The organism is Caulobacter sp. LjRoot300, assembly GCF_964253875.1.
In the GTDB taxonomy this organism is placed as follows: domain Bacteria; phylum Pseudomonadota; class Alphaproteobacteria; order Caulobacterales; family Caulobacteraceae; genus Caulobacter.
In genome coordinates, this window is record NZ_CAXUSA020000001.1 from 913,600 (window position 1) to 932,738 (window position 19,139).

Annotated in this window: 19 protein-coding genes; 17 read left to right on the forward strand and 2 right to left on the reverse strand. The window is 67.7% G+C overall.

Annotated features, from left to right (window positions below):
- Window positions 1-19 precede the first annotated feature (19 nt).
- Complete coding sequence (locus ACSQ2G_RS04235; RefSeq protein ID WP_436028534.1) at window positions 20-892, reverse strand: alpha/beta fold hydrolase; 873 nt, start codon at window positions 890-892, stop codon at window positions 20-22.
- A 57-nt stretch (window positions 893-949) separates the two neighbouring features.
- On the opposite strand from ACSQ2G_RS04235, the gene ACSQ2G_RS04240 reads away from it, so the two are divergent.
- The gene (locus tag ACSQ2G_RS04240) at window positions 950-2,116 is read left to right on the forward strand and encodes a glycosyltransferase family 4 protein (protein ID WP_436028536.1); all 1,167 of its coding nucleotides are present in this window, start codon (window positions 950-952) and stop codon (window positions 2,114-2,116) included.
- Window positions 2,113-3,084 carry a glycosyltransferase family 9 protein gene (locus ACSQ2G_RS04245; protein ID WP_436028538.1) on the forward strand — a complete coding sequence of 324 codons (972 nt, stop codon included), beginning with the start codon at window positions 2,113-2,115 and terminating at the stop codon, window positions 3,082-3,084. Before ACSQ2G_RS04240 ends, ACSQ2G_RS04245 begins: the two co-directional genes overlap by 4 nt.
- 93 nt (window positions 3,085-3,177) lie before the next feature.
- Here ACSQ2G_RS04245 and ACSQ2G_RS04250 read toward each other — a convergent pair whose 3' ends face one another.
- On the reverse strand, window positions 3,178-3,789 hold the full coding sequence (locus ACSQ2G_RS04250) for a YitT family protein (protein WP_436028540.1): 612 nt from the start codon (window positions 3,787-3,789) through the stop codon (window positions 3,178-3,180).
- Window positions 3,790-4,058: 269 nt separating this feature from the next.
- On the opposite strand from ACSQ2G_RS04250, the gene infC reads away from it, so the two are divergent.
- From infC to ACSQ2G_RS04325, 15 genes are all read left to right on the forward strand, one after another.
- Window positions 4,059-4,580, forward strand: coding sequence for a translation initiation factor IF-3 (gene infC / locus ACSQ2G_RS04255; protein WP_028041504.1), 522 nt, complete (start codon window positions 4,059-4,061; stop codon window positions 4,578-4,580).
- A gap of 245 nt (window positions 4,581-4,825) precedes the next feature.
- Window positions 4,826-6,784, forward strand: a complete 1,959-nt coding sequence (locus tag ACSQ2G_RS04260) for an alpha/beta hydrolase family protein (protein WP_436028935.1) — start codon at window positions 4,826-4,828, stop codon at window positions 6,782-6,784.
- A gap of 46 nt (window positions 6,785-6,830) precedes the next feature.
- The gene (locus ACSQ2G_RS04265) at window positions 6,831-7,598 is read left to right on the forward strand and encodes a hypothetical protein (protein WP_436028542.1); all 768 of its coding nucleotides are present in this window, start codon (window positions 6,831-6,833) and stop codon (window positions 7,596-7,598) included.
- Between the two features lie 112 nt (window positions 7,599-7,710).
- Window positions 7,711-8,958, forward strand: a complete 1,248-nt coding sequence (locus tag ACSQ2G_RS04270) for an MFS transporter (RefSeq protein WP_436028543.1) — start codon at window positions 7,711-7,713, stop codon at window positions 8,956-8,958.
- Window positions 8,959-9,016: 58 nt separating this feature from the next.
- Window positions 9,017-10,945, forward strand: a complete 1,929-nt coding sequence (locus ACSQ2G_RS04275; RefSeq protein WP_436028545.1) for an alpha/beta hydrolase family protein — start codon at window positions 9,017-9,019, stop codon at window positions 10,943-10,945.
- A gap of 157 nt (window positions 10,946-11,102) precedes the next feature.
- Window positions 11,103-11,303, forward strand: a complete 201-nt coding sequence (gene rpmI / locus ACSQ2G_RS04280; RefSeq protein ID WP_007672148.1) for a 50S ribosomal protein L35 — start codon at window positions 11,103-11,105, stop codon at window positions 11,301-11,303.
- A gap of 15 nt (window positions 11,304-11,318) precedes the next feature.
- A complete protein-coding gene (rplT, locus tag ACSQ2G_RS04285; RefSeq protein WP_035042428.1) occupies window positions 11,319-11,678 on the forward strand; it encodes a 50S ribosomal protein L20 in 360 nt (119 codons plus the stop codon).
- A gap of 228 nt (window positions 11,679-11,906) precedes the next feature.
- Window positions 11,907-12,980, forward strand: coding sequence for a phenylalanine--tRNA ligase subunit alpha (pheS, locus tag ACSQ2G_RS04290; protein ID WP_436028548.1), 1,074 nt, complete (start codon window positions 11,907-11,909; stop codon window positions 12,978-12,980).
- Window positions 12,980-13,312, forward strand: coding sequence for a DHCW motif cupin fold protein (locus ACSQ2G_RS04295; RefSeq protein WP_436028550.1), 333 nt, complete (start codon window positions 12,980-12,982; stop codon window positions 13,310-13,312). Before pheS ends, ACSQ2G_RS04295 begins: the two co-directional genes overlap by 1 nt.
- Window positions 13,313-13,315: 3 nt before the next feature.
- Complete coding sequence (gene pheT, locus ACSQ2G_RS04300; protein WP_436028552.1) at window positions 13,316-15,790, forward strand: phenylalanine--tRNA ligase subunit beta; 2,475 nt, start codon at window positions 13,316-13,318, stop codon at window positions 15,788-15,790.
- A gap of 243 nt (window positions 15,791-16,033) precedes the next feature.
- Window positions 16,034-16,180 carry a hypothetical protein gene (locus ACSQ2G_RS04305; RefSeq protein WP_196810459.1) on the forward strand — a complete coding sequence of 49 codons (147 nt, stop codon included), beginning with the start codon at window positions 16,034-16,036 and terminating at the stop codon, window positions 16,178-16,180.
- A 113-nt stretch (window positions 16,181-16,293) separates the two neighbouring features.
- Window positions 16,294-16,590, forward strand: coding sequence for a hypothetical protein (locus ACSQ2G_RS04310; RefSeq protein ID WP_035072771.1), 297 nt, complete (start codon window positions 16,294-16,296; stop codon window positions 16,588-16,590).
- The gene (locus ACSQ2G_RS04315; RefSeq protein ID WP_436028554.1) at window positions 16,587-16,871 is read left to right on the forward strand and encodes a hypothetical protein; all 285 of its coding nucleotides are present in this window, start codon (window positions 16,587-16,589) and stop codon (window positions 16,869-16,871) included. The genes ACSQ2G_RS04310 and ACSQ2G_RS04315 overlap by 4 nt, the downstream gene beginning before the upstream one ends.
- A 62-nt stretch (window positions 16,872-16,933) precedes the next feature.
- Window positions 16,934-17,530, forward strand: a complete 597-nt coding sequence (gene msrA, locus ACSQ2G_RS04320; protein WP_436028936.1) for a peptide-methionine (S)-S-oxide reductase MsrA — start codon at window positions 16,934-16,936, stop codon at window positions 17,528-17,530.
- Between the two features lie 118 nt (window positions 17,531-17,648).
- Entirely contained in the window at window positions 17,649-19,019 is a 1,371-nt protein-coding gene (locus ACSQ2G_RS04325) for a DUF4139 domain-containing protein (protein ID WP_436028556.1), read from the forward strand.
- Window positions 19,020-19,139: the final 120 nt, after the last annotated feature.

A 19,139-nucleotide genomic window follows, 5' to 3' on the forward strand; every position in this document is an offset into this window, starting at 1 on the left:
TGACGCCGCAAAAGGCCAGCTATTCTTCGTCAGGCCCCATCTCGGCGGCGGCCCAGGCGGTCGCGGGGGCCTGACCAGCCGCGCGGGCGCGAGCGGCGCGGGCCAGCCGTCGAGCCACCGGATCGTCCTCGACCGGCTCGACCAGCCCTCGCGCCTCCGCCACCGCCGCGACCAGCCGTTCCAGGTCCTGGGGCCTTGAGAGCCGGTGGTCGCCGTCCTTGACCAGGGTGAAGACCACGTCCTCGGACTTCAGGGCGTTGGCCAGCTCCAGGGCATGGGTCCAGGGCACGTCAGGGTCAGCGCCGCCCTGCAGGACCCGCGTCGGCACGTCGATCGGCACGGGCCCCGGCAGGATCGACCAGCGGGCGCCGTCCTCCAGCAGTTCGCGGGTGATCGGATAGCCGCCGTCGTCGTACTCGGACGGGCGGATCCAGCGGCCGTCGCGGGTGATCGCCGCCCTGGCCTCCTCCGACAGCTCCGGCGCCATCAGCTTCTCGGTGAAGTCCGGCGCGGGCGCGACCAGCACCAAGGCCTTAACCCGGTCAGGCCGGGCGATGGCGGCCAGACAGGCCAGCCAGCCGCCCATCGACGAGCCGACCAGCACCAGCGGCCCCTCGGTCAGATCGTCGATCACCGCCAGCGCGTCCTCCCGCCAATGGCTGATCGTGCCGTCCTCGAAGGCGCCGTCCGACTCGCCGTGGCCGAAATAGTCGAAGCGCAGATAACCGCCGCCGGTCGCCTGGGCCTGGTCGGCCAGGACCTGGGCCTTGGTCCCGGCCATGTCGGAGTGGAACCCGCCCAACCATACAACCGTGGGCTGGGTTCCAGGGACGCTGCGATACGCCAACCGCAGATTGTTGATGCGAACGAGGTGCTGAAGGGAATCGGTCATGGCGCGGCCTTGTTCATTTCGGTAATTACGACCCCTCAAACCTCGTTAGAGCAACGCGTGTCCATCCTCCCCGACGATTTCACGCTCCTGCAGGTGACCCCGGAACTGGAAACCGGCGGCGCCGAGCAGACGACCATCGACGTGGCCCACGGCGTGATCGCCCAGGGCGGCAAGGCCCTGGTCGCCACCAAGGGCGGCCGCATGGCCTCGCGGCTGGAGGCCGACGGCGGCCGCCTGGCCCAGATGCCGGCCCAGTCCAAGAACCCGCTGATCATGCTGGGCAACGCCGCCCGGCTGATCGACCTGATCCGCCGCGAGAAGGTGACCCTGGTCCACGCCCGCTCGCGCGCCCCGGCCTTCAGCGCCCTGTGGGCCGCCCACGCCACCAAGGTGCCGTTCGTGGCCACCTATCACGGCGTCTATAACGCCAAGTCCAACCTCAAGCGCTGGTACAACGCGGTGATGACCAAGGGCGACCTGGTGATCGCCAATTCGGAATATACCCGCGCCCACGTGATCGCCGAGCACGGCATTCCGGCCGAGCGGGTGGTGGCCATTCCGCGCGGCGTCGACCTGACCCGCTTCGAGCCGGGCCTGGTCTCGGCCGAGCGGGTTCGGGCGCTACGCGACGCCTGGGGCGTGAGCCCCGAGGACCGCCGGCTGAAGGTGTTGCTGGCCGGCCGCCTGACGCGCTGGAAGGGCCAGGCCCTGGTCATCGAGGCCATGGCGCGGCTGAAGGCGATCTCCGACACCCGCATCCTGCTGCTGCTGGTCGGCGACGACCAGGGTCGCAAGGCCTATCGCGCCGAGCTGGAGCACATGATCGCCCAGGCCGGGCTGCAGGACAGCGTCAGGCTGGTGGGCCATTGCGACGACATGCCTGCCGCCTACCTGATCGCCGACCTGGCCATCGCCCCCTCGCTGGAGCCCGAGGCCTTCGGCCGCACGGCGGTCGAGCCGCAGGTGATGGGCAAGCCGGTGATGGCCGCCGACCACGGGGCGGCGCGCGAGACCGTGGTCGCTGGCGAGACCGGCTGGCTGGTCAAGCCCGGCGACGCCGAGGCCTGGGCCGAAGCCCTGTCCAACGCCTGCGAATCCGGGGCGGCGCGGCGCCAGGCCATGGGCATGGCGGCCCGGGCGCGGGCCCGGAAACTGTATTCGGTTGACGCCATGGTCGAAGCAACGCTCAAGGTCTACGCACGCGTTCTGGAGACGAAGAGTTGAGCAAGGAAATCAAGAAGGTCCTGGTCATCAAGCTGGGCGCCCTCGGCGATTTCGTTCTGGCCCTGGCGGCGATGAAGAAGATCCGCGAGGCCCATCCGCGCGCCAAGATCACCCTGCTCACCACCCCGCCCTTCGAAGCCCTGGCCAAGCTGTCGCCCTACTTCAACAGCGTCGAGACCGACGGCCGTCCCAGCGACTTCGGCGACCTGACCGCCATGCTCGGCCGCCTGCGCCAGGCCCGCTACGACCGCGTCTACGACCTGCAGACCAACAGCCGCACCAACTGGTACTTCCAGGCCCTGCGGCCGTTCCCGCCGCAGTGGTCGGGCATCGCGGCCGGCTGCGCCCTGCCCCAGCGCGGCAAGGCCCGCTACCACATGCACACGCTGGAGCGGCAGGCCGACCAGTTGAAGCAGGCGGGCGTCTGGCCCGACGCCCCCACCGCACCGGGCGCCGCGCCGGCCCCGGACCTGTCCTGGATCCTGCGCCGCACCAAGGAGGCGCGGCCGGTGGCCAGCGCCGCGGCTCCACGTCCCTATGTGCTGCTGGTGCCCGGCGGTTCGGCCCACCGGCCCGAGAAGCGCTGGCCGACCGAAAGCTACGCCCAGCTCGCCGCCTTGCTGAAGGCGCGGGGCCTGGACATCGTCATCATCGGCGGCCCGCAGGAAAGCGCCATGGCCCGGAAGATCCAGAAGACCGTGGGCCAGGCCCGCGACCTGACCGGCCGCACCGACTTCGCCCAGTTGGCCGTGCTGGGCGCCAAGGCGGTCCTGGCCGTCGGCAACGACACCGGGCCGACCCACCTGCTGGCCGCCGCCGGCGCCCCGACCATCGCGTTGTTCTCCGACGCCTCGGACCCGGAGCTGTGCGGCCCCCGCGGCCACGTCACGGTGATCCGCTCGCCCGACCTCCAGGCCCTACCGGTCAGCACCGTGGCCAGCGCGGCGATCGCGTTACTGCCGCGTTAGAAGCGGGGACATGCACTTGTGCGTGTCCCCAAGCCTTGGCGCGGTTCCGGCGGGGACACGCACAAGTGCATGTCCCCGGCTCCACGCTGACCATCAGTACCCCTCGTACCGTCCCGGCTTGTGGTTGGCGATGATCACCACGCTCAGCGCCACGGCCGAGAGGATCGACAGCAGCAGCTTGTCCCAGCTGATCACCGCGAAGGCCGCGGCCACGATCACGCAGTCGGAGGCCATCTGCACCTTGCCGGCGCTGATCCCGCGCTTTTCGTAGAGCCATAGGGCCAGCACCCCGATGCCACCGACGCTGGACTTGTGCCGCGCCAGGGCCAGGATGCCCATGCCGATGATCGTGCCGCCGAAGATCGCGGCGAAGACCGGATCGACGGCGGTGATCTTCAGCCAGGCCGGCAACCCCAGGGCCAGGCCCGCCAGCAGCAGGTTGGTGACCAGGGTCTTGCCGGTGAACACCCAGCCCAGGGCGCGCTGGGCCAGCACGTAGAACGGGATGTTCAGCAGGAAAAACAGCACCCCGACCGGCCAGTGGGTCAGGTAGGACAGGATCAGCGCCACCCCCGCCATGCCGCCCGTGGTCAGGCCGGCCGCCTTCAGCAGGGTCAGGCCCACGGCGATGAAGCTGGAGCCGATCAGCAGGGCGTGAACGTCCTCGATCGGGGTGTGGCGGGCGGCGGCGGGCGGCGTGCTCATGGACGGGCAGGAAGGATCGCGACTGGAGGGAAGGCCGGCCCGACCCTGACGTTTCGCCCCCTTGCCCCCTTCTCGACGCGTCCGGCCCTTAAAAGGCGGGCCTTGACGCGCATGCGCCTTGATAGCGCGGGAGTCCTTCGTCATATATCACTTGCGAACGCGGCGTCCCTCGGACTCCGCGCGAACTCATTCAATGATACGCCTCCGGATCGTCAGGTTCGGCGGCAAAAGCCCATGAACAACACCGGAGCCGCCCTATTCGCCGTCCTATGCAAACGCCGCCCGTCAAGGATGGTCCGCGTATCAACGAAGACATTCGGGTCCCCCGCGTCCTGCTGATCGACCAGAACGGCGAGAAGCAAGGCGAGATGCCGATTTCCGCCGCCCTCGAAGCGGCCGAGGAAGCAGGCCTGGACCTGGTCGAGATCGTCCCGAACGCGAACCCTCCCGTCTGCAAGATCCTGGACTACGGCAAGTTCAAGTTCCAGGAGCAGAAGAAGAAGAACGAGGCTCGCAAGCGGCAGAAGATCGTCGAGCTCAAGGAAATCAAGCTGCGCCCCAACATCGACATTCACGATTACGACGTGAAGGCCAAGTCGATGCACCGGTTCTTCGAGGAAGGCGACAAGGTCAAGGTGACCCTGCGCTTCCGCGGCCGGGAAATGGCGCACCCCGAACTGGGCATGAAGCTGCTGCTCAAGGTCAAGGCGGACTTCGACGAGATCGCCAAGGTCGAATACGAGCCGCGCATGGAAGGCCGCCAGATGATCATGATCCTGGCCCCGCGCTAGGTTCTTTCGCTTCTCCGACATGCAGAACGCCCCGGCCAACGCCGGGGCGTTTTTCTTTGGCCAGTGGGGACCAGTGAGGGACACACACACATTTCCCCAACGCGCCTGTCGGCCGCAAGGATGTCTCGGAAATGAGTGTGTGTCCCTCAAAGCCGCGCCCCCGAAAACGCAACCCTACGACGCGAACAAGCTCGACAGTTTCGCGAGCTTTGCTAGGCTGATGCCAGTTTGGGGGACTATGCGTGTTGCAGACCGTCTTGGCCGTCGTCACGGCCGGTATCGCCATGGGCGGCGCGATCAGCGCCGAGGCCGTTGCGGCGGAGGCCCCACCGCTGGCCATCTACGGCCGCCTGCCCGATGTGGACCAGATCGCGATCTCGCCGGACGGCCGCAAGCTGGCCATCTCCCTCACCGACGGCGAAAAGCGCGTGGTCGCGATCCGCGAGGCGGCCGAGGGCAGCAAGCTGCTCAGCGCCGTCAATCTTGAGAGCACCAAGCTGCGCGACGTGCGGTGGGCCGGACCCGAGCACGTGCTGATCACCAAGTCGAACACCGCCCAGCCCTACGGCCTGTCGGGGCCCAAGCGCGAATACTGGATGACCATCGACGTCAACCTGACGACCAAGAAGCAGCGCCTGCTGATGGAGAACCAGGAGGAGGCGATGAACGTCGTCCTGGCCGTGCCGACCGTGCGGATGCTCGACGGCGTGCCCCACGCCTTCGTCGAGGGCGTGCATTTCGTCGACAACTACGGCGCCGACACGCTCTACAAGATCAACCTGAAGACCGGCGCCACCCGCCGGCTGGACGTCGGCGGGTCGGAGGACACCGATGACTGGCTGGTCTCGCCCGACGGCCAGCCCCTGGCCCAATCGCTCTATGACGAGCAGAAGGGCGCCTGGTCGCTGAAGCTCAAGACCGACCACGGCTGGGTCACCGCCGAGAAGACCGAGTCGAAGATGGGCTCGCGCCGCCTGGGCGGCCTGGGCCGCGACGGCCGCTCGGTGCTGGTGTGGATGGACGACGAGAACGACACCGACAAGACGGTGCTGCGCGAATACGCCCTCGACGGCGCCCATGTCGTCATCCCCGACAGCGCCACGTTCGACAGCCTGATCCACGCGCCCGACGGCTCGGGCCTGGTCGGCGCCAAGAGCCTGCTGGGCGACGAACGCCGCTACACCTTCTTCGACGCCAAGTTGCAGGCCAGCTGGAACGCCGTGGCCAAGGCCTTCCCCGGCGATCAGATCGCGCTGGAGTCCTGGTCGGACGACAGGCGCAAGCTGGTGGTCTGGGTCGATTCCCCGACCGAGGGCCCGGCCTACGCCCTGGTCGATCTCGACACCGGTAGCGCCCGCTACCTGGCCAACGTCTATGCCGGGCTGACGGAGGACGGCGTCTTCGAGGTCCGGCCGATCAAGTACAAGGCCGCCGACGGCCTGGAGATCACCGGTTACCTGACCCTGCCCAAGGGCAAGGATCCCAAGAACCTGCCGCTGGTGGTGCTGCCGCACGGCGGTCCCGAGGGCCGCGACACCCTGGGCTTCGACTGGTGGAGCCAGGCGCTTGCCTCGCGCGGCTACGCGGTGCTGCGGCCCAATTTCCGGGGCTCGGAAGGTTTTGGCTGGAAGTTCGTCCAGGCCGGTTTCGGCCAGTGGGGCAAGGCCATGCAGACCGACCTGTCGGACGGCGTGCGCCATCTGGCCAAGCAGGGGACGATCGATCTCAAGCGCGTCTGCATCGTCGGCGCCAGCTATGGCGGTTACGCCGCCCTGGCCGGGGCGACCCTGGACCGCGGCGTCTATCGCTGCGCCGCCTCGGTGGCCGGCCCCGCCGACCTCAAGCGCATGCTGATCGACAGCAACGAACGCTTCAACTCCGGCAACAACTCGACCCTGCGCTACTGGCTGCGGTTCATGGGCGCCGACCGCGTCCGGGACCCCGACCTGGCCGCCATCTCGCCGGCCAAGATGGCCGACAAGGTCGACATCCCCCTGCTGCTGATCCACGGCAAGGACGACACCGTGGTGCCCTATGTGCAGAGCACGATCATGGCCGAGGCCATGAAGAAGGCCGGCAAGCCGGTCGAACTGGTCACCCTCGACGGCGAGGACCACTGGCTGTCGCGCGGCGCCACCCGGCTGCAAATGCTGACCTCGGTAGTGGGCTTCCTGGAGAAGAACAACCCGCCCAACGTGAATTAAAGGGCACTGCCGAAAAGACGACATAATTAAAGTTGGGGCATATCACATGCTTAAGATCGCTAAAGTTGGAGCAAAGGCGGTGCTTACCCTAGCAATTTGCATCCTATTTATTGGCGCTGAATCAAATCGAAGCATCCCCGTTATTGCTGAGAATAAGACACAACGTCGAATTATCGTGCCGGAAGCAGATAAGTCTATCGATGTATCTTCAAAGGAACAAGAAGCTGCTGTTCGCAGAGAAGCACGAGAAGTTGAAGACCTAGAAGCTCAAAAGAGCATGGCACGATCCGCCAGAGAAATGATCGACTTAACATGGCTGCAAATTGCCCTAGGTGCGGTTAGTTTCCTCGGCGTGTTAGCAACATTTATTTACACTCGTCGACAGGTGGATGACGCGCGACACCAACTTGCTGCTTCCGTTGCCGAGCATGGTTCGCAGTTTGAAATCAGGGCCAACTCCCCGCCTCACATGAAGGTCAATTTCCTCAATGGCGGCGCGACACCCGCGCTAGACTTCATGGCTTGGGGGAATATGGATATTTATCCTGCATCTACGCCATTACCTCGCGCGCCAACATCAACTGTCACCGGTACTCCTTCTCCGCTTGCCCCGGGCAAGGATAGATACATTCCTCTTACCCATACGCGCTTGATCTCGCTCCAAGAAGAGACGGACTTGCGAAATGGCGTTCTGGTTCTGGCTGCGCAGTGTCGAGCAAGCTTCACCGACGTGTTCGGCCGCAAGCGCATACTTAACGTCAACATGATGACGGAAACGGCCACTTCCGGAACAGTGAGACTCGTCTTCTACTAGCGATGGTGAAATTGACGGCTCTAAGCGTGGCGGCTCATCTCACGCTCGACTTCCCTGAAATTTCAGATAGCGGTCGCCAGATCGCCTCGCTGGGCGTACACCGCCCGGCCTGATGACCACGCTTTCCGCCGCCGACGCTCCTTCGCCCGCCACGCCGGACGCCAGTCCTCGCGCCCTCTATGTCCTGCTGCTGGTGGTGTTCATCAACCTGGTGGGCTTCGGGCTGGTCATTCCGCTGCTGCCCTTCTACGCCAAGTCGCTGAACGCCAGCGCCTGGCAGGTGACGGCGATGTTCTCGGCCTATTCGCTGGGGCAGTTCGTCGCCGAGCCGTTCTGGGGACGCCTCAGCGACCGCATCGGCCGGCGGCCGGTGCTGATCGTCACCATCCTGGCCAACACGCTCTCCTATGTGGCCCTGGCCTTCGCGCCCAACATCGCCTGGGCCTTCGCCATCCGCCTGGCCAGCGGCTTCGGTAGCGGCAACATCTCGACGATCCAGGGCTACATGGCCGACGTCACCCCGCCCGAGAAGCGCGCGGGGCGCATGGGCCTGCTGGGCGCGGCGTTCGGCATGGGCTTCGTGGTCGGCCCCACCCTGGGCGGCCTGCTGCCGGGCCTGGCCAAGGCCTTCGGCCACTCCGACACCGGCCGCCTGGCCTTCCAGATCCCGCTGCTGACCGCCGCCGCCCTGGCCGCGATCGCCGCCCTGGGCGTCTTCCTGTTCGTGGTCGAGAGCCGCGCGCCCAGCCGCGAGGACGCCCCCGTGGAGCGCCGGCGCGACCACCTGGCCGCCGCGGCCGCCCACCCGGTGCTGTCGCGCGTGCTGCTGGTCACCCTGATCTCGACCGCCGCCTTCGCCGGCATGGAATCGGTGTTCGGCCTGTGGACCCAGGCCCGGTTCGACTGGGGCCCCAAGCAGGTCGGCCTGTGCTTCGCCGTGATCGGCATCATCGCCTCGGTCGGCCAGGGACTGATCACCGGCCGGCTGGCGCGCCGGTTCGGCGAGGCCAGGGTGCTGGCCGCGGGCCTAGCGATCATCGCCGTCAGCCTTTGCCTGACCCCGTTCGTCCCCTCCTCGGCCTTCGTGCCGCTGGCGGTGGGGTGCACGGCGTTCGGCCAGTCGCTGGTCTTCCCCTGCGTGGCGGCGCTGATCTCGCGCGCCACCGCGCCCGACAAGCAGGGCGCCATGCTGGGGCTGAACATGGCGGCCGGCTCCCTGGCCCGCATGACCGGCCCGATGCTGGCCGGCCCGCTGTTCGGCCTGGCCATCGGCGGTCCTTACTGGCTGGGAGCGATCCTGATGCTGCCGGCGGTGGCCTTCGCCCTGACCATCGAGAGCCGGGTCAAGGCCGCGGCCTGAGCCCTCGACAGCTTCACCGTGCGCCGCTAATCCTTGCACGTTGAGTTGGGGGTTTTGCATGTTGAAGTTGTTCGCCGGCGTCGCCTTGACGGTGCTGGTCTCGTCGAGCGTCGCCCTGGCCGGGCCGCTCGAAGCCTACGGCCGCCTGCCGGCGATCTCGGACGTCGAGATCTCGAGCGACGGCGCCAATCTGGCTTACATCGCCCATGACGGCGGCGCGAGCCGGGTGATCATCCAGCCCCTGAATGGCGGCGAGGTCCAGTCCGTCGATTTCGGCAAGGTCAAGATGCGCGGCGTCATGTGGGCCGATCCAGGTCACGTGGTGGCCGAGGTCTCGCGCACCCAGGCCATCGAATACGTCACCTATGTGGGCGAGCAGTTCCAGGCGACGAGCATCAACATCAAGACGGGCGCCTCCGTCCAGTTGCCCAAGCGCTCGTACGAGACGGTCAACAACGTCCTCAGTTCCGATCCGATCGGCGGCGTAGTGGACGGCAAGCCGACGGTGTTCGCTCAACTCTACGCCGGCGAGGAAGCGAAGTCGTGGCAGGAAGGGCGCTTCGACCTCTATCGGATCGACCTCGACACCGGCATCTCCTCCATGGTCCAGATGGGTGACTTCGAAACCAACGAATACCTGTTCAAGACCGACGGTACGGTGATCGCCCGCACGACCTATCACCGCGAGACGGCGCGGTGGGCGATGGAATTGCGCAAGAACGGCAAGTGGGTTGACGGTTACGTCACGACCGCGCCGCTTGACGGGCCCGCGATGCTGGGCTTGTCGCTGGACGAGAAGTCCGTGGTGATGACGATCCAGGACGAGAAGACCGGCGAATACCGCTTGGCCAATGTCTCGATCGCCGACAGCAAGCTGGGCGAATTTTACGGCCCCGACCAGCCCTTCCGGATCGTCACGGACAACGCCAATCACGTGATCGGCACGGTCACCGACGCCGGCTACAGGCAGTATCACTTCGACGAGCCCCGCCTCGCCGCCGCCTGGTCGATGATCACCGGCGTGTTCCCTGGCCGCCAGATGACTTTGCAATCGCATACGCCCGACTACACAAAGATCGTGGCCTATGTCGAAGGTACGGGCGAGCCCGGCGGTTACTATCTGCTGGACCTCACCGCCAAGAAGCTCAGCAAGGTCGGCTCGGCCTATCCCGGCCTTGCCGGCGGCGACGTCGCCGAAGTGCGGGCGATCAAGTACGCGGCCGCCGACGGCCTGATGATCGAGGGCTATCTCACCCTGCCTCAAGGCAAGATGGCCAAGGGCCTGCCCCTGATCGTCCTGCCCCACGGCGGGCCGCAGGCCCGCGATGAAGCTGGCTTCGACTGGTGGGCTCAAGGCCTGGCGTCGCGCGGTTACGCCGTGCTGCAACCCAACTTCCGCGGCTCCACCGGCCGCGGCCAAGGCTTCATTCGCGCCAGCGACGGCGAGTGGGGAGGCAAGATGCAGACCGACCTGTCGGACGGCGTGCGCTTCCTGGCCAAACAGGGGATCATCGATCCTAAGCGCGTGTGCATAGACGGCGGCAGCTATGGCGGCTACGCGGCCCTGGCCGGCATCACGATGGACAAGGGCGTCTATCGCTGCGCCGTGTCGGTGGCCGGCATCGGCGACCTGCGCCAGTTCCTCAACTTCAAACTGCTGCGCTCCGGCGAGGAGAGCCCGACCATCCGCCACTACAAGCGGGCCTTCGGGGTCACCTCGGTCAACGACCCCAAGCTGGACGAGCGCTCGCCGGAACGTCACGCCGCCGACGCCGACGGCCCGGTCCTGCTGATCCACGGCAAGGAAGACACCGTCGTGCGCTACGAACAGAGTACGGGCATGCTCCACGCTCTGCAGAAGGCCGGCAAGCCGGTCGAGTTCGTGGATCTGCGCGAGGAAGACCACTGGCTGTCGCGCGAGGTCACCCGTCAGCAGATGCTGTCGGCGACCGTGGCCTTCCTGGAAAAGAACAATCCGCCGAACTAGACTCGGCGGAAGCCACCGGGGGGTGGAGACGGCGCTTGCCTTCTCCGCCCCTTTCCCGTACTAACCCCGCCTTTCCGGAACCGCCTGGCTAATGGCATGCCATGGCGGTTTGTCATGCTTCTCTAGAGGACGGGGCGGTTAAACGCTCCGACGCGAAATGCCTAAGTTGAAGACCAAGTCGGGCGCCAAGAAGCGCTTCAAGATCACGGCCACGGGCCTGCTGAAAGCCGGCGTCGCCGGCAAGCGTCACCGTCTGATCGGCCACAACGGCAAGTACATCCGCCAGAACCGCGGCACGAAGGTCATGAGCGAATCCGACGCCAAGACCATCCGTTCGTACCTGCCCTACGGCCTGTAAGAGGAGCGCTGACACATGGCTCGCGTCAAACGGGGCGTAACCGCCCACGCCAAGCACAAGAAGGTTCTTGAACAGGCGAAAGGCTTCTACGGCCGCCGCAAGAACACCATCCGCACCGCCAAGGCCGCCGTCGACAAGGCCGGCCAATACGCGTACCGCGACCGCAAGGTGCGCAAGCGCGCCTTCCGCTCGCTGTGGATCCAACGCATCAACGCCGGCGCTCGCACCGAGGGCTTCACCTACTCGCAATTTATCCACGGCCTGGACGTGGCGGGTATCGTGATCGACCGCAAGGTCCTCTCGGACATCGCGGGTCAAGACCCGGTCGCGTTCAAGGCCATCGCTGACAAGGTCCGCACCGCCCTGGCCGCCTAAGGTCTTCTCTCGGGTCCGTCCCGATTGCGATCTGAAGAGCCCTCCGGTGCGAACCGGAGGGCTTTTTGCTGCGCGTCGTGCGGCGGGAACCCCCTCCGGCCCTTTGGGCCACCTCCCCCGACGGGGGAGGATCTAGCGCGACAGGTGCTCCCCCTCTGGGGGCGCTGTCGCGAAGCGACTGAGGGGGTCTCGCACCCCCGCTCCAAATCCTCTAGACGGAACCCCGTCATGACCGATCTCACCTCCCTCGAAGCCGACGTGCTGGCGCAAATCGCCGCCGCCGGCGATCTCGCCGCCCTGGACGCCGTGCGCGTGTCCGCTCTGGGCAAGACCGGCTCGATCTCGGGCCTGCTCAAGACCCTAGGCGCGATGAGCCCCGACGAGCGCAAGGAGCGCGGCGCGGCGATCAACGTCCTGCGCGACCGCGTGCAGACGGCGCTGAACGACAAGAAGGCCGCGCTGGAGACCGCCGCCCTCGACGCGCGCCTGGCCAGCGAGACCCTGGACCTGACCCTGCCCGCTCCGCGCCGCCGCCGCGGCGGTGTCCACCCGACCATGCAGACCATGGACGAGATGGTCGCCATCTTCGCCGAGATGGGCTTCGCGGTGGCGGAAGGTCCCGACATCGAGGACGACTTCCACAACTTCACGGCCCTGAACTTCCCCGAGAAGCACCCGGCCCGCGAGATGCACGACACCTTCTTCTTCAAGACGAAGGAAGACGGCGAACGCATGCTGCTGCGCACCCACACCAGCCCCGTGCAGGTGCGGACCATGCTCAGTCAAACTCCGCCGATCCGGATCATCGCCCCCGGCCGCACCTATCGTGTCGACAACGACGCCACCCACACCCCGGTGTTCCACCAGGTCGAGGGCCTGGTGATCGACAAGGGCATCCACATGGGCCACCTGAAGTGGACCCTGGAGACCTTCCTGGCGCGGTTCTTCGAGACCGACGCGGTCACCACCCAGTTCCGGCCGCACCACTTCCCGTTCACCGAACCGTCGGCGGAAATGGACGTGCAGTGCGACCGCACCGGCGGCGAGATCAAGATCGGCCAGGGCACGTCGTGGCTCGAGATCCTGGGCTGCGGCATGGTTCACCCCAATGTCCTGCGCGCCTGCGGCATCGATCCGGACGAGTACCAGGGCTTCGCGTTCGGCATGGGCGTCGACCGGCTCGGGATGCTGAAATATGGCATGCCCGACCTGCGCGACATGTGGGCGTCCGACGTCCGCTGGCTCGAACACTACGGCTTCAGCGCCTTCGCCGCGCCGAACGCGGCCAGCGGTCTCAGCTGATGCAGCTGCCCGCCAGCCCGTTCACGGCCGTCGACTGGTCGCAGGTCGAGCCCACCGTCCATCCGGGCGAACGGGGCGAGGCTACCTGGCGCACGCTCAATGTCGGCGACATGCGCCTGCGCCGCGTCGACTATTCGCCCGGCTATCTCGCCGATCACTGGTGCGACCGCGGCCATGTGATCTTCGTGCTGGAGGGCGAGCTGGTCAGCGAGCTGAAGGACGGCCGCACCGCCATCCTGACCGCTGGCATGAGCTATCACGTCTCCGACTTCGGCGACCCCGCCCACCGCTCGTCGACCTCGGTCGGCGCCAAGCTTTTCATCGTAGACTGACCCATGAAATTCACCCTCTCCTGGCTCAAGGATCACCTCGACACCGAGGCCTCCGCCACGCAAGTCGTCGCCGCCATGACCATGGCCGGCCTCGAGGTCGAACACGTCACCGACCCCGCCTCCAAGCTGGCCGCCTTCACGGTGGCCAAGATCGTCGAGGCCGTGCAGCATCCCAATGCCGACCGCCTGCGCGTCTGCCAGGTCGACACCGTCGACGGCCGCAAGGAGATCGTCTGCGGCGCGCCCAACGCCCGTCCGGGCCTGACCACCGTCTACGCCCCGATCGGCGCCTATGTGCCCGGCCTGGGCGTGACCCTGGTCGAGAAGCCGGTGCGCGGCGTGATCTCCAACGGCATGCTGTGCTCGGGCTCCGAGCTGGAGGCTGACGACGGCTCGGAAGGCATCCTGGAACTGCCGGACGATCTGGCGGTCGGGACCCCGGCTTCCCAGGCCCTGGGCCTGGAAGCGGTGATCGACTTCGAGGTCACCCCCAACCGCCCCGACTGGCTGGGCGTGGCCGGCATCGCCCGCGACCTGGCCGCGGCCGGGGTCGGGACGCTGAAGGACCTGTCGATCGCCCCCGTGCCGGGGACCTTCCCCTGCCCGATCACCGTCAAGGTCGACGGCGACGCCTGCCCGGTGTTCAGCGGCCGCCTGATCCGCGGCGTCAAGAACGGTCCCTCGCCCAAGTGGCTGGCCGATCGCCTGAAGGCCATCGGCCTGCGCCCGATCAACACCCTGGTGGATATCACCAACCTGATCTCCTACGACCGCGCGCGGCCGCTGCACGCCTATGACGCGGCCAAGCTGGTCGGGACCGTGATCGAGGCGCGCCTGGGCCATGGCAAGGCCGAGGTCACGCCCGGCGACCAGCCCTCGCCCGCCGAGCACCATGACGAGCAGCTGATCGCCCTGGACGGCAAGACCTACGACATCACGCCCGAGATGAGCGTGATCGCCGACGCCGACGGCAACCGCCCGATCGGCCTGGGCGGCGTGATGGGGGGCGAGAGCACCGGCTGCTCGGACGACACCGTCGACGTCTTCCTGGAAAGCGCCTGGTTCGAACCGATCCGCACGGCCCAGACGGGCCGCGTCACCGGCATCAACAGCGACGCCCAGTACCGGTTCGCCCGCACGGTCGACACCGGCTCGCTCGTGCCCGGCCTGGAGCTGGCCACCCGGCTGGTCCTGGAGCTGTGCGGCGGCAAGGCCTCGGAGATCGTCGTGGCCGGCGAAGCCCCGGCCGCGCCCGGCCCGATCCTGTTCGACCCGGCCTATGTCGAGGCCCTGTCGGGCCTGGCCATCGCGCCGGAGCGCACGCTGGAGATCCTGACGGACCTGGGCTTCACCCTGTCGCCCCCGACCGACGTGCCGACCACCGAGTTCGCCACCCGCGCCGAGAGCCTGGTCTGCGTCACCCCGCCGACGTTCCGGCGCGACGTTCAGGGCAAGGCCGACCTGGTCGAGGAAGTGGCCCGCATCGCCGGCTATGGCGAACTGCCCTCCACGCCCCTGCCCGAGGTTCCGCGCCCCGTCGGCGGCGTGCTGACCGTCAAGCAGGCCCGCGCCCGCACGGCCCGTCGCGCCATGGCGGCGGCCGGCTACGCCGAGGCCCTGACCTTCAGCTTCACCAGCCAGGCCATCGCCGAGCTGTTCGGCGGCGGCGCGCCCGATCTGCTGCTGGCCAATCCGATCGCCTCGGACCTGGACTGCATGCGTCCCTCGCTGCTGCCCAACCTGATCGAGGCGGCCGGCCGCAACGCCCGCCAGGGCTTCCCGGACGTCGCCCTGTTCGAGGTCGGCCCGGTGTTCTTCGGCGACCGGCCGCAGGACCAGAAGACGACGATCGCGGCGATCCTCGCCCCCCGCGCCCCGCGCGGCTGGGACAAGGCGCCGGCCGAAGACGTGTTCACGGTGAAAGCCGACCTGATGGCCCTGCTGGAGGAGATCGGCGCGCCGGTCGCCTCGCTGCAGACCGCCCAGGGCTCGGCCTCGTCCTGGTGGCATCCCGGCCGTTCGGCGCGGCTGCAGCTGGGCCCCAAGGCGGTGCTGGCCGAGTTCGGCGAGCTGCACCCGGCCGTGCTCAAGGCCCTGGACGTGGCCGGGCCGGTCTATGGCTTCGAGATCACCCTGGAAGCCGTGCCCGAGCCGAAGAAGAAGGCCGTCAAGACCAAGCCGGCCTTCACGCCGTCGCCGCTGATGCCCCTGACCCGCGACTTCGCCTTCGTGGCCGACAAGGCCAAGGCGGCGGGCGACCTGGTCAAGGCCGCGGCCGGCGCCGACAAGGCGCTGATCGCCGCGGTGCGGGTGTTCGACGTCTATGAGGGCCCCGGCGTGCCGGACGGCTCCAAGTCGGTCGCCCTGGAAGTGGTCATCCAGCCGCGCGAGAAGACCCTGGCCGAGGCCGAGATCGAGGCCCTGTCGGCCAGAATCATCGCGGCGGTCGAGAAGGCCGGCGGCAAGCTGCGGTCGTAAGACCCTCCCCCTGTGGGGGAGGCGATCGCGAAGCGATCGGTGGGGGGAGTGGGCCAACTCGGCAAACTCCCCTCCCCGTCGCCTGCGGCGACACCCCTCCCATAGGGAGGGGATCTTGAAAGCGGCGCCCGTCGCCCAATTCTTGCCCATCCCGCGCCATTCGCCGCACCGGGGCGGCAAAGCCTTGCGCTGGGACCACGCCCACGCTACCTGTGTAATCGCACACGGAGTTTCCTCGCCATCATGCTCTCGCAGCTGGCCCTGAACGTTCTGATCGCCACCGGCCTGACCGCCGGCGTCGCGATCGCGTGCGCGCGCACCATTATGATGCAGGCCAAGATTAAAACCGTTCGTGTGCGAACGGGGCAGCACAGGCGCGCGGTCGACTAGCCGACCAACACAGCCGAAGATCGCAAGATCCGCAAAGCCCCGCTTCCCACCAGGAGCGGGGTTTTTGCTGTGCGGTCATCGGTCCTCCCTCAAATCCAAAGGACCTTGAACCCATGAGCTACCTGCCTTCCCCACCCGCCTTCAATTCCGACCACGAAGGCGTCACCGTCCACCAGCTGCTGCTGGCCGCCCAGGACGCGCCCTCGGCGCTGGAAGCCGTCCGCCAGGGCCTGGCCGACAGCGGCGCGGAGCTGTGCGCCCTGTCGATGAAGCCGGTCGGCCAGATCGTCGAGGGCTCGCTGCGGGTCCGCCACCTCAGCGACCAGGCCGCCCGCCTGCTGGCCCGCGACCTGGCCGCCTGGCCGGGCGTCACCTCGGCCAGCGTCGAGCATCAGTGGGTGCGGCCATGAGCGAGAATGCGAGCGCGCTCGAACCGGCCGAACACGAAGAGAGCGACAAACGCCGGCTGTTTCTGGTGATCGCCGATGACACGCCCGACGCCCTGATGCGGGTGCTGGGCGTGGCCAGCGTCCAGCAGACCCGCCTGCGGGCCCTGAGCGCCCAGCCGGACGGGGCGGGCCTCAGCATCCGGCTGGAGCTGGACGACCAGGGCGACGAGCGGGCCCAGACCCTGGCCGCCCGCCTGTCGGCCTGCCCGTCGGTGCGCGGCGTGGGATTCGGCTGGCGATAGGCTGTAACCTTTGGCGCGCGTCGTCCGTATCTAGGGGTACGTCACCCCGGAGTTTCCCGATGATCCGCCGCCTGCTCGTCCTGGTCGCCAGTTTCGCCGCCATCCTGCTGCCCGCCGACGTGCTGGCGGCCGGCAAGCCCGCCCCGCCCGCGACCGCCGTGTTCGCCGGCGGCTGCTTCTGGTGCATGGAGAACGACATGCGCGGCATCCCCGGGGTGCTGAAGGTCGAGAGCGGCTATACCGGCGGCCATGTCGACCGGCCGACCTACCGCGACGTGACCAGCGAGACCTCGGGCCACTACGAGTCGGTGCGCGTCACCTACGACCCGGCCAAGCTCGACTACGGCTTCCTGCTCTACAGGTACTGGAAGCTGGTCGACCCCACCGACGACGGCGGCCAGTTCTGCGACCGCGGCCCGTCCTATCGCCCCGCCGTGTTCGTCACGCCCGCCCAGCGCCCGATCGCCGAGAAGTCCCGCGCCGAGGCCGCCAAGCGCCTGAAGACCGGTACGATGAAGGCCCAGGTCCTGCCCCTGCAGACCTTCTGGCCGGCCGAGGCCTATCACCGCGACTACGCCAAGAACCACGCCATCGAGTACCACGCCTACCGCATGGGCTGCGGCCGCGACCTGCGGCTCAAGCAGGTGTGGGGCGGGTAGGAACGTCCAAAAATCCGCTCATCGCGGCCAATAGAAGCGGATCACACTTGTAATTTCCCACTCGACTTCCGGCTGACCGCATGAAACCTTGAGCGTCAAAATCGGGAGGCGCTCTGAGATGTTCCGTCACGCTTTGCTGGCCACGGCCGCCATGACCCTTGCGAGCACGGCGCACGCCCAGACCGCCCCCAGGCTTTCGGTGACGATCTACAACAACGACCTGGCCCTGGTGCAGGACGTGCGCGAGATGCCCCTCGCCGCCGGCCGCCAGAAGCTGGAGTTCAAGGACGTCTCGGCCGCCATCCGGCCCGAGACCGTCAGTCTCTCGGCCGCCGGCCTGTCGGTGGTGGAGCAGAACTTCGACTACGACCTGCTGACTCCCGACAAGCTGATGGAAAAGGCGGTCGGCCAGCAGGTCAAGATCGTCCGCACCAATCCCGGCGACGGCAAGGAGACCACCGAGACCGCCACCGTCCTGGCCGCCAACGAGGGCGTGGTGCTGAAGATCGGCGACCGCATCGAGGTGCTGCGCGACGACGGCGTGCCGACCCGTGTGATCTTCGACAAGGTGCCCGAGACCCTGCGCGCCCGCCCGACCCTGTCGGTGACGGTCGAGGCCGACAAGGCCGGCGCCCGGCCGACCACGCTCAGCTACCTGACCACCGGCCTGTCTTGGAAGGCCGACTATGTGGCGATGTTCGACGAGGCCAAGGGCGCGCTCGACCTGCAGGGCTGGATCACCCTGGGCAACCAGTCGGGCACGGCTTTCGTCGACGCCGAGACCCAGCTGGTGGCCGGCTCGGTCAACACCCTGGCCAACGACGGCGGCTATCGCCCGCCCCGGCCGGCGCTCCAGACGGCCGGGACCGAGAGCGGGACCGGCGAGCGAGTCGCCGACTATTACCTCTATCCCCTGCCCCACCGCACGACGATCGCCGCCAACCAGAGCAAGCAGGTCGGCTTCCTCAGCGCCCAGGGGGTGGCGGCCCGAAAGGTCTACGAGATCCGCCAGGACTGGTTCTCCAGCCAGGCCCAGCCGGAGTCCGCCACCGTCGCCATCCAGTTCAGCAACGCCAGGCTGGCGGGCCTGGGCAACCAGCTGCCGGCGGGGGTGATGCGGGTCTATGTGCGCGACAAGGCCGGCGACCCGAAGTTCGTCGGCGAGAACGCCATCGATCACACGCCGGCCGGCTCGGAACTGTCGATCAAGACCGGCGACGCCTTCGATGTCACCAGCCAGGGCACGCTGGTCAGCGACGAGAAGGTCTCCAAGACCCGCTCGCGCTATACGATGAAGTACCTGATCCGCAACGCCCGGCCCGAGCCGGTGACGGTCGAGCTGCGGCAGGGCGGCCTGGGGCGCGACGGCGAGGTCAAGGCCGAGAGCCTCAAGAGCCGCCGCATCGACGCGCGCACCCTGGGCTGGAGCGTGCCGACGCCCGCCAACGGCGAAGCTGTCCTGACCTTCACGGTCGAGACGGGCTGGTGATCGAGCCCAACGCGGAAAGCACCTCCCCCTTTGGGAGAGGTGTCCGCGAAGCGGACGGAGGGGGGAGTCTTCCGGCGTCCGACCACTCCCCCCTCCGTCGCCCGCGGCGACACCTCCCCC

What these genes read in the sequence shown, in the direction of transcription:
- ACSQ2G_RS04235 (WP_436028534.1), bottom strand. Translation starts at nt 892, where the DNA reads ATGACCGATTCCCTTCAGCACCTCGTTCGCATCAACAATCTGCGGTTG.
- ACSQ2G_RS04250 (WP_436028540.1), bottom strand. Translation starts at nt 3,789, where the DNA reads ATGAGCACGCCGCCCGCCGCCGCCCGCCACACCCCGATCGAGGACGTT.
- infC (WP_028041504.1), top strand. Translation starts at nt 4,059, where the DNA reads ATGCAAACGCCGCCCGTCAAGGATGGTCCGCGTATCAACGAAGACATT.
- ACSQ2G_RS04265 (WP_436028542.1), top strand. Translation starts at nt 6,831, where the DNA reads ATGCTTAAGATCGCTAAAGTTGGAGCAAAGGCGGTGCTTACCCTAGCA.
- ACSQ2G_RS04270 (WP_436028543.1), top strand. Translation starts at nt 7,711, where the DNA reads ATGACCACGCTTTCCGCCGCCGACGCTCCTTCGCCCGCCACGCCGGAC.
- ACSQ2G_RS04275 (WP_436028545.1), top strand. Translation starts at nt 9,017, where the DNA reads ATGTTGAAGTTGTTCGCCGGCGTCGCCTTGACGGTGCTGGTCTCGTCG.
- rpmI (WP_007672148.1), top strand. Translation starts at nt 11,103, where the DNA reads ATGCCTAAGTTGAAGACCAAGTCGGGCGCCAAGAAGCGCTTCAAGATC.
- rplT (WP_035042428.1), top strand. Translation starts at nt 11,319, where the DNA reads ATGGCTCGCGTCAAACGGGGCGTAACCGCCCACGCCAAGCACAAGAAG.
- pheS (WP_436028548.1), top strand. Translation starts at nt 11,907, where the DNA reads ATGACCGATCTCACCTCCCTCGAAGCCGACGTGCTGGCGCAAATCGCC.
- ACSQ2G_RS04295 (WP_436028550.1), top strand. Translation starts at nt 12,980, where the DNA reads ATGCAGCTGCCCGCCAGCCCGTTCACGGCCGTCGACTGGTCGCAGGTC.
- pheT (WP_436028552.1), top strand. Translation starts at nt 13,316, where the DNA reads ATGAAATTCACCCTCTCCTGGCTCAAGGATCACCTCGACACCGAGGCC.
- ACSQ2G_RS04305 (WP_196810459.1), top strand. Translation starts at nt 16,034, where the DNA reads ATGCTCTCGCAGCTGGCCCTGAACGTTCTGATCGCCACCGGCCTGACC.
- ACSQ2G_RS04310 (WP_035072771.1), top strand. Translation starts at nt 16,294, where the DNA reads ATGAGCTACCTGCCTTCCCCACCCGCCTTCAATTCCGACCACGAAGGC.
- ACSQ2G_RS04315 (WP_436028554.1), top strand. Translation starts at nt 16,587, where the DNA reads ATGAGCGAGAATGCGAGCGCGCTCGAACCGGCCGAACACGAAGAGAGC.
- ACSQ2G_RS04325 (WP_436028556.1), top strand. Translation starts at nt 17,649, where the DNA reads ATGTTCCGTCACGCTTTGCTGGCCACGGCCGCCATGACCCTTGCGAGC.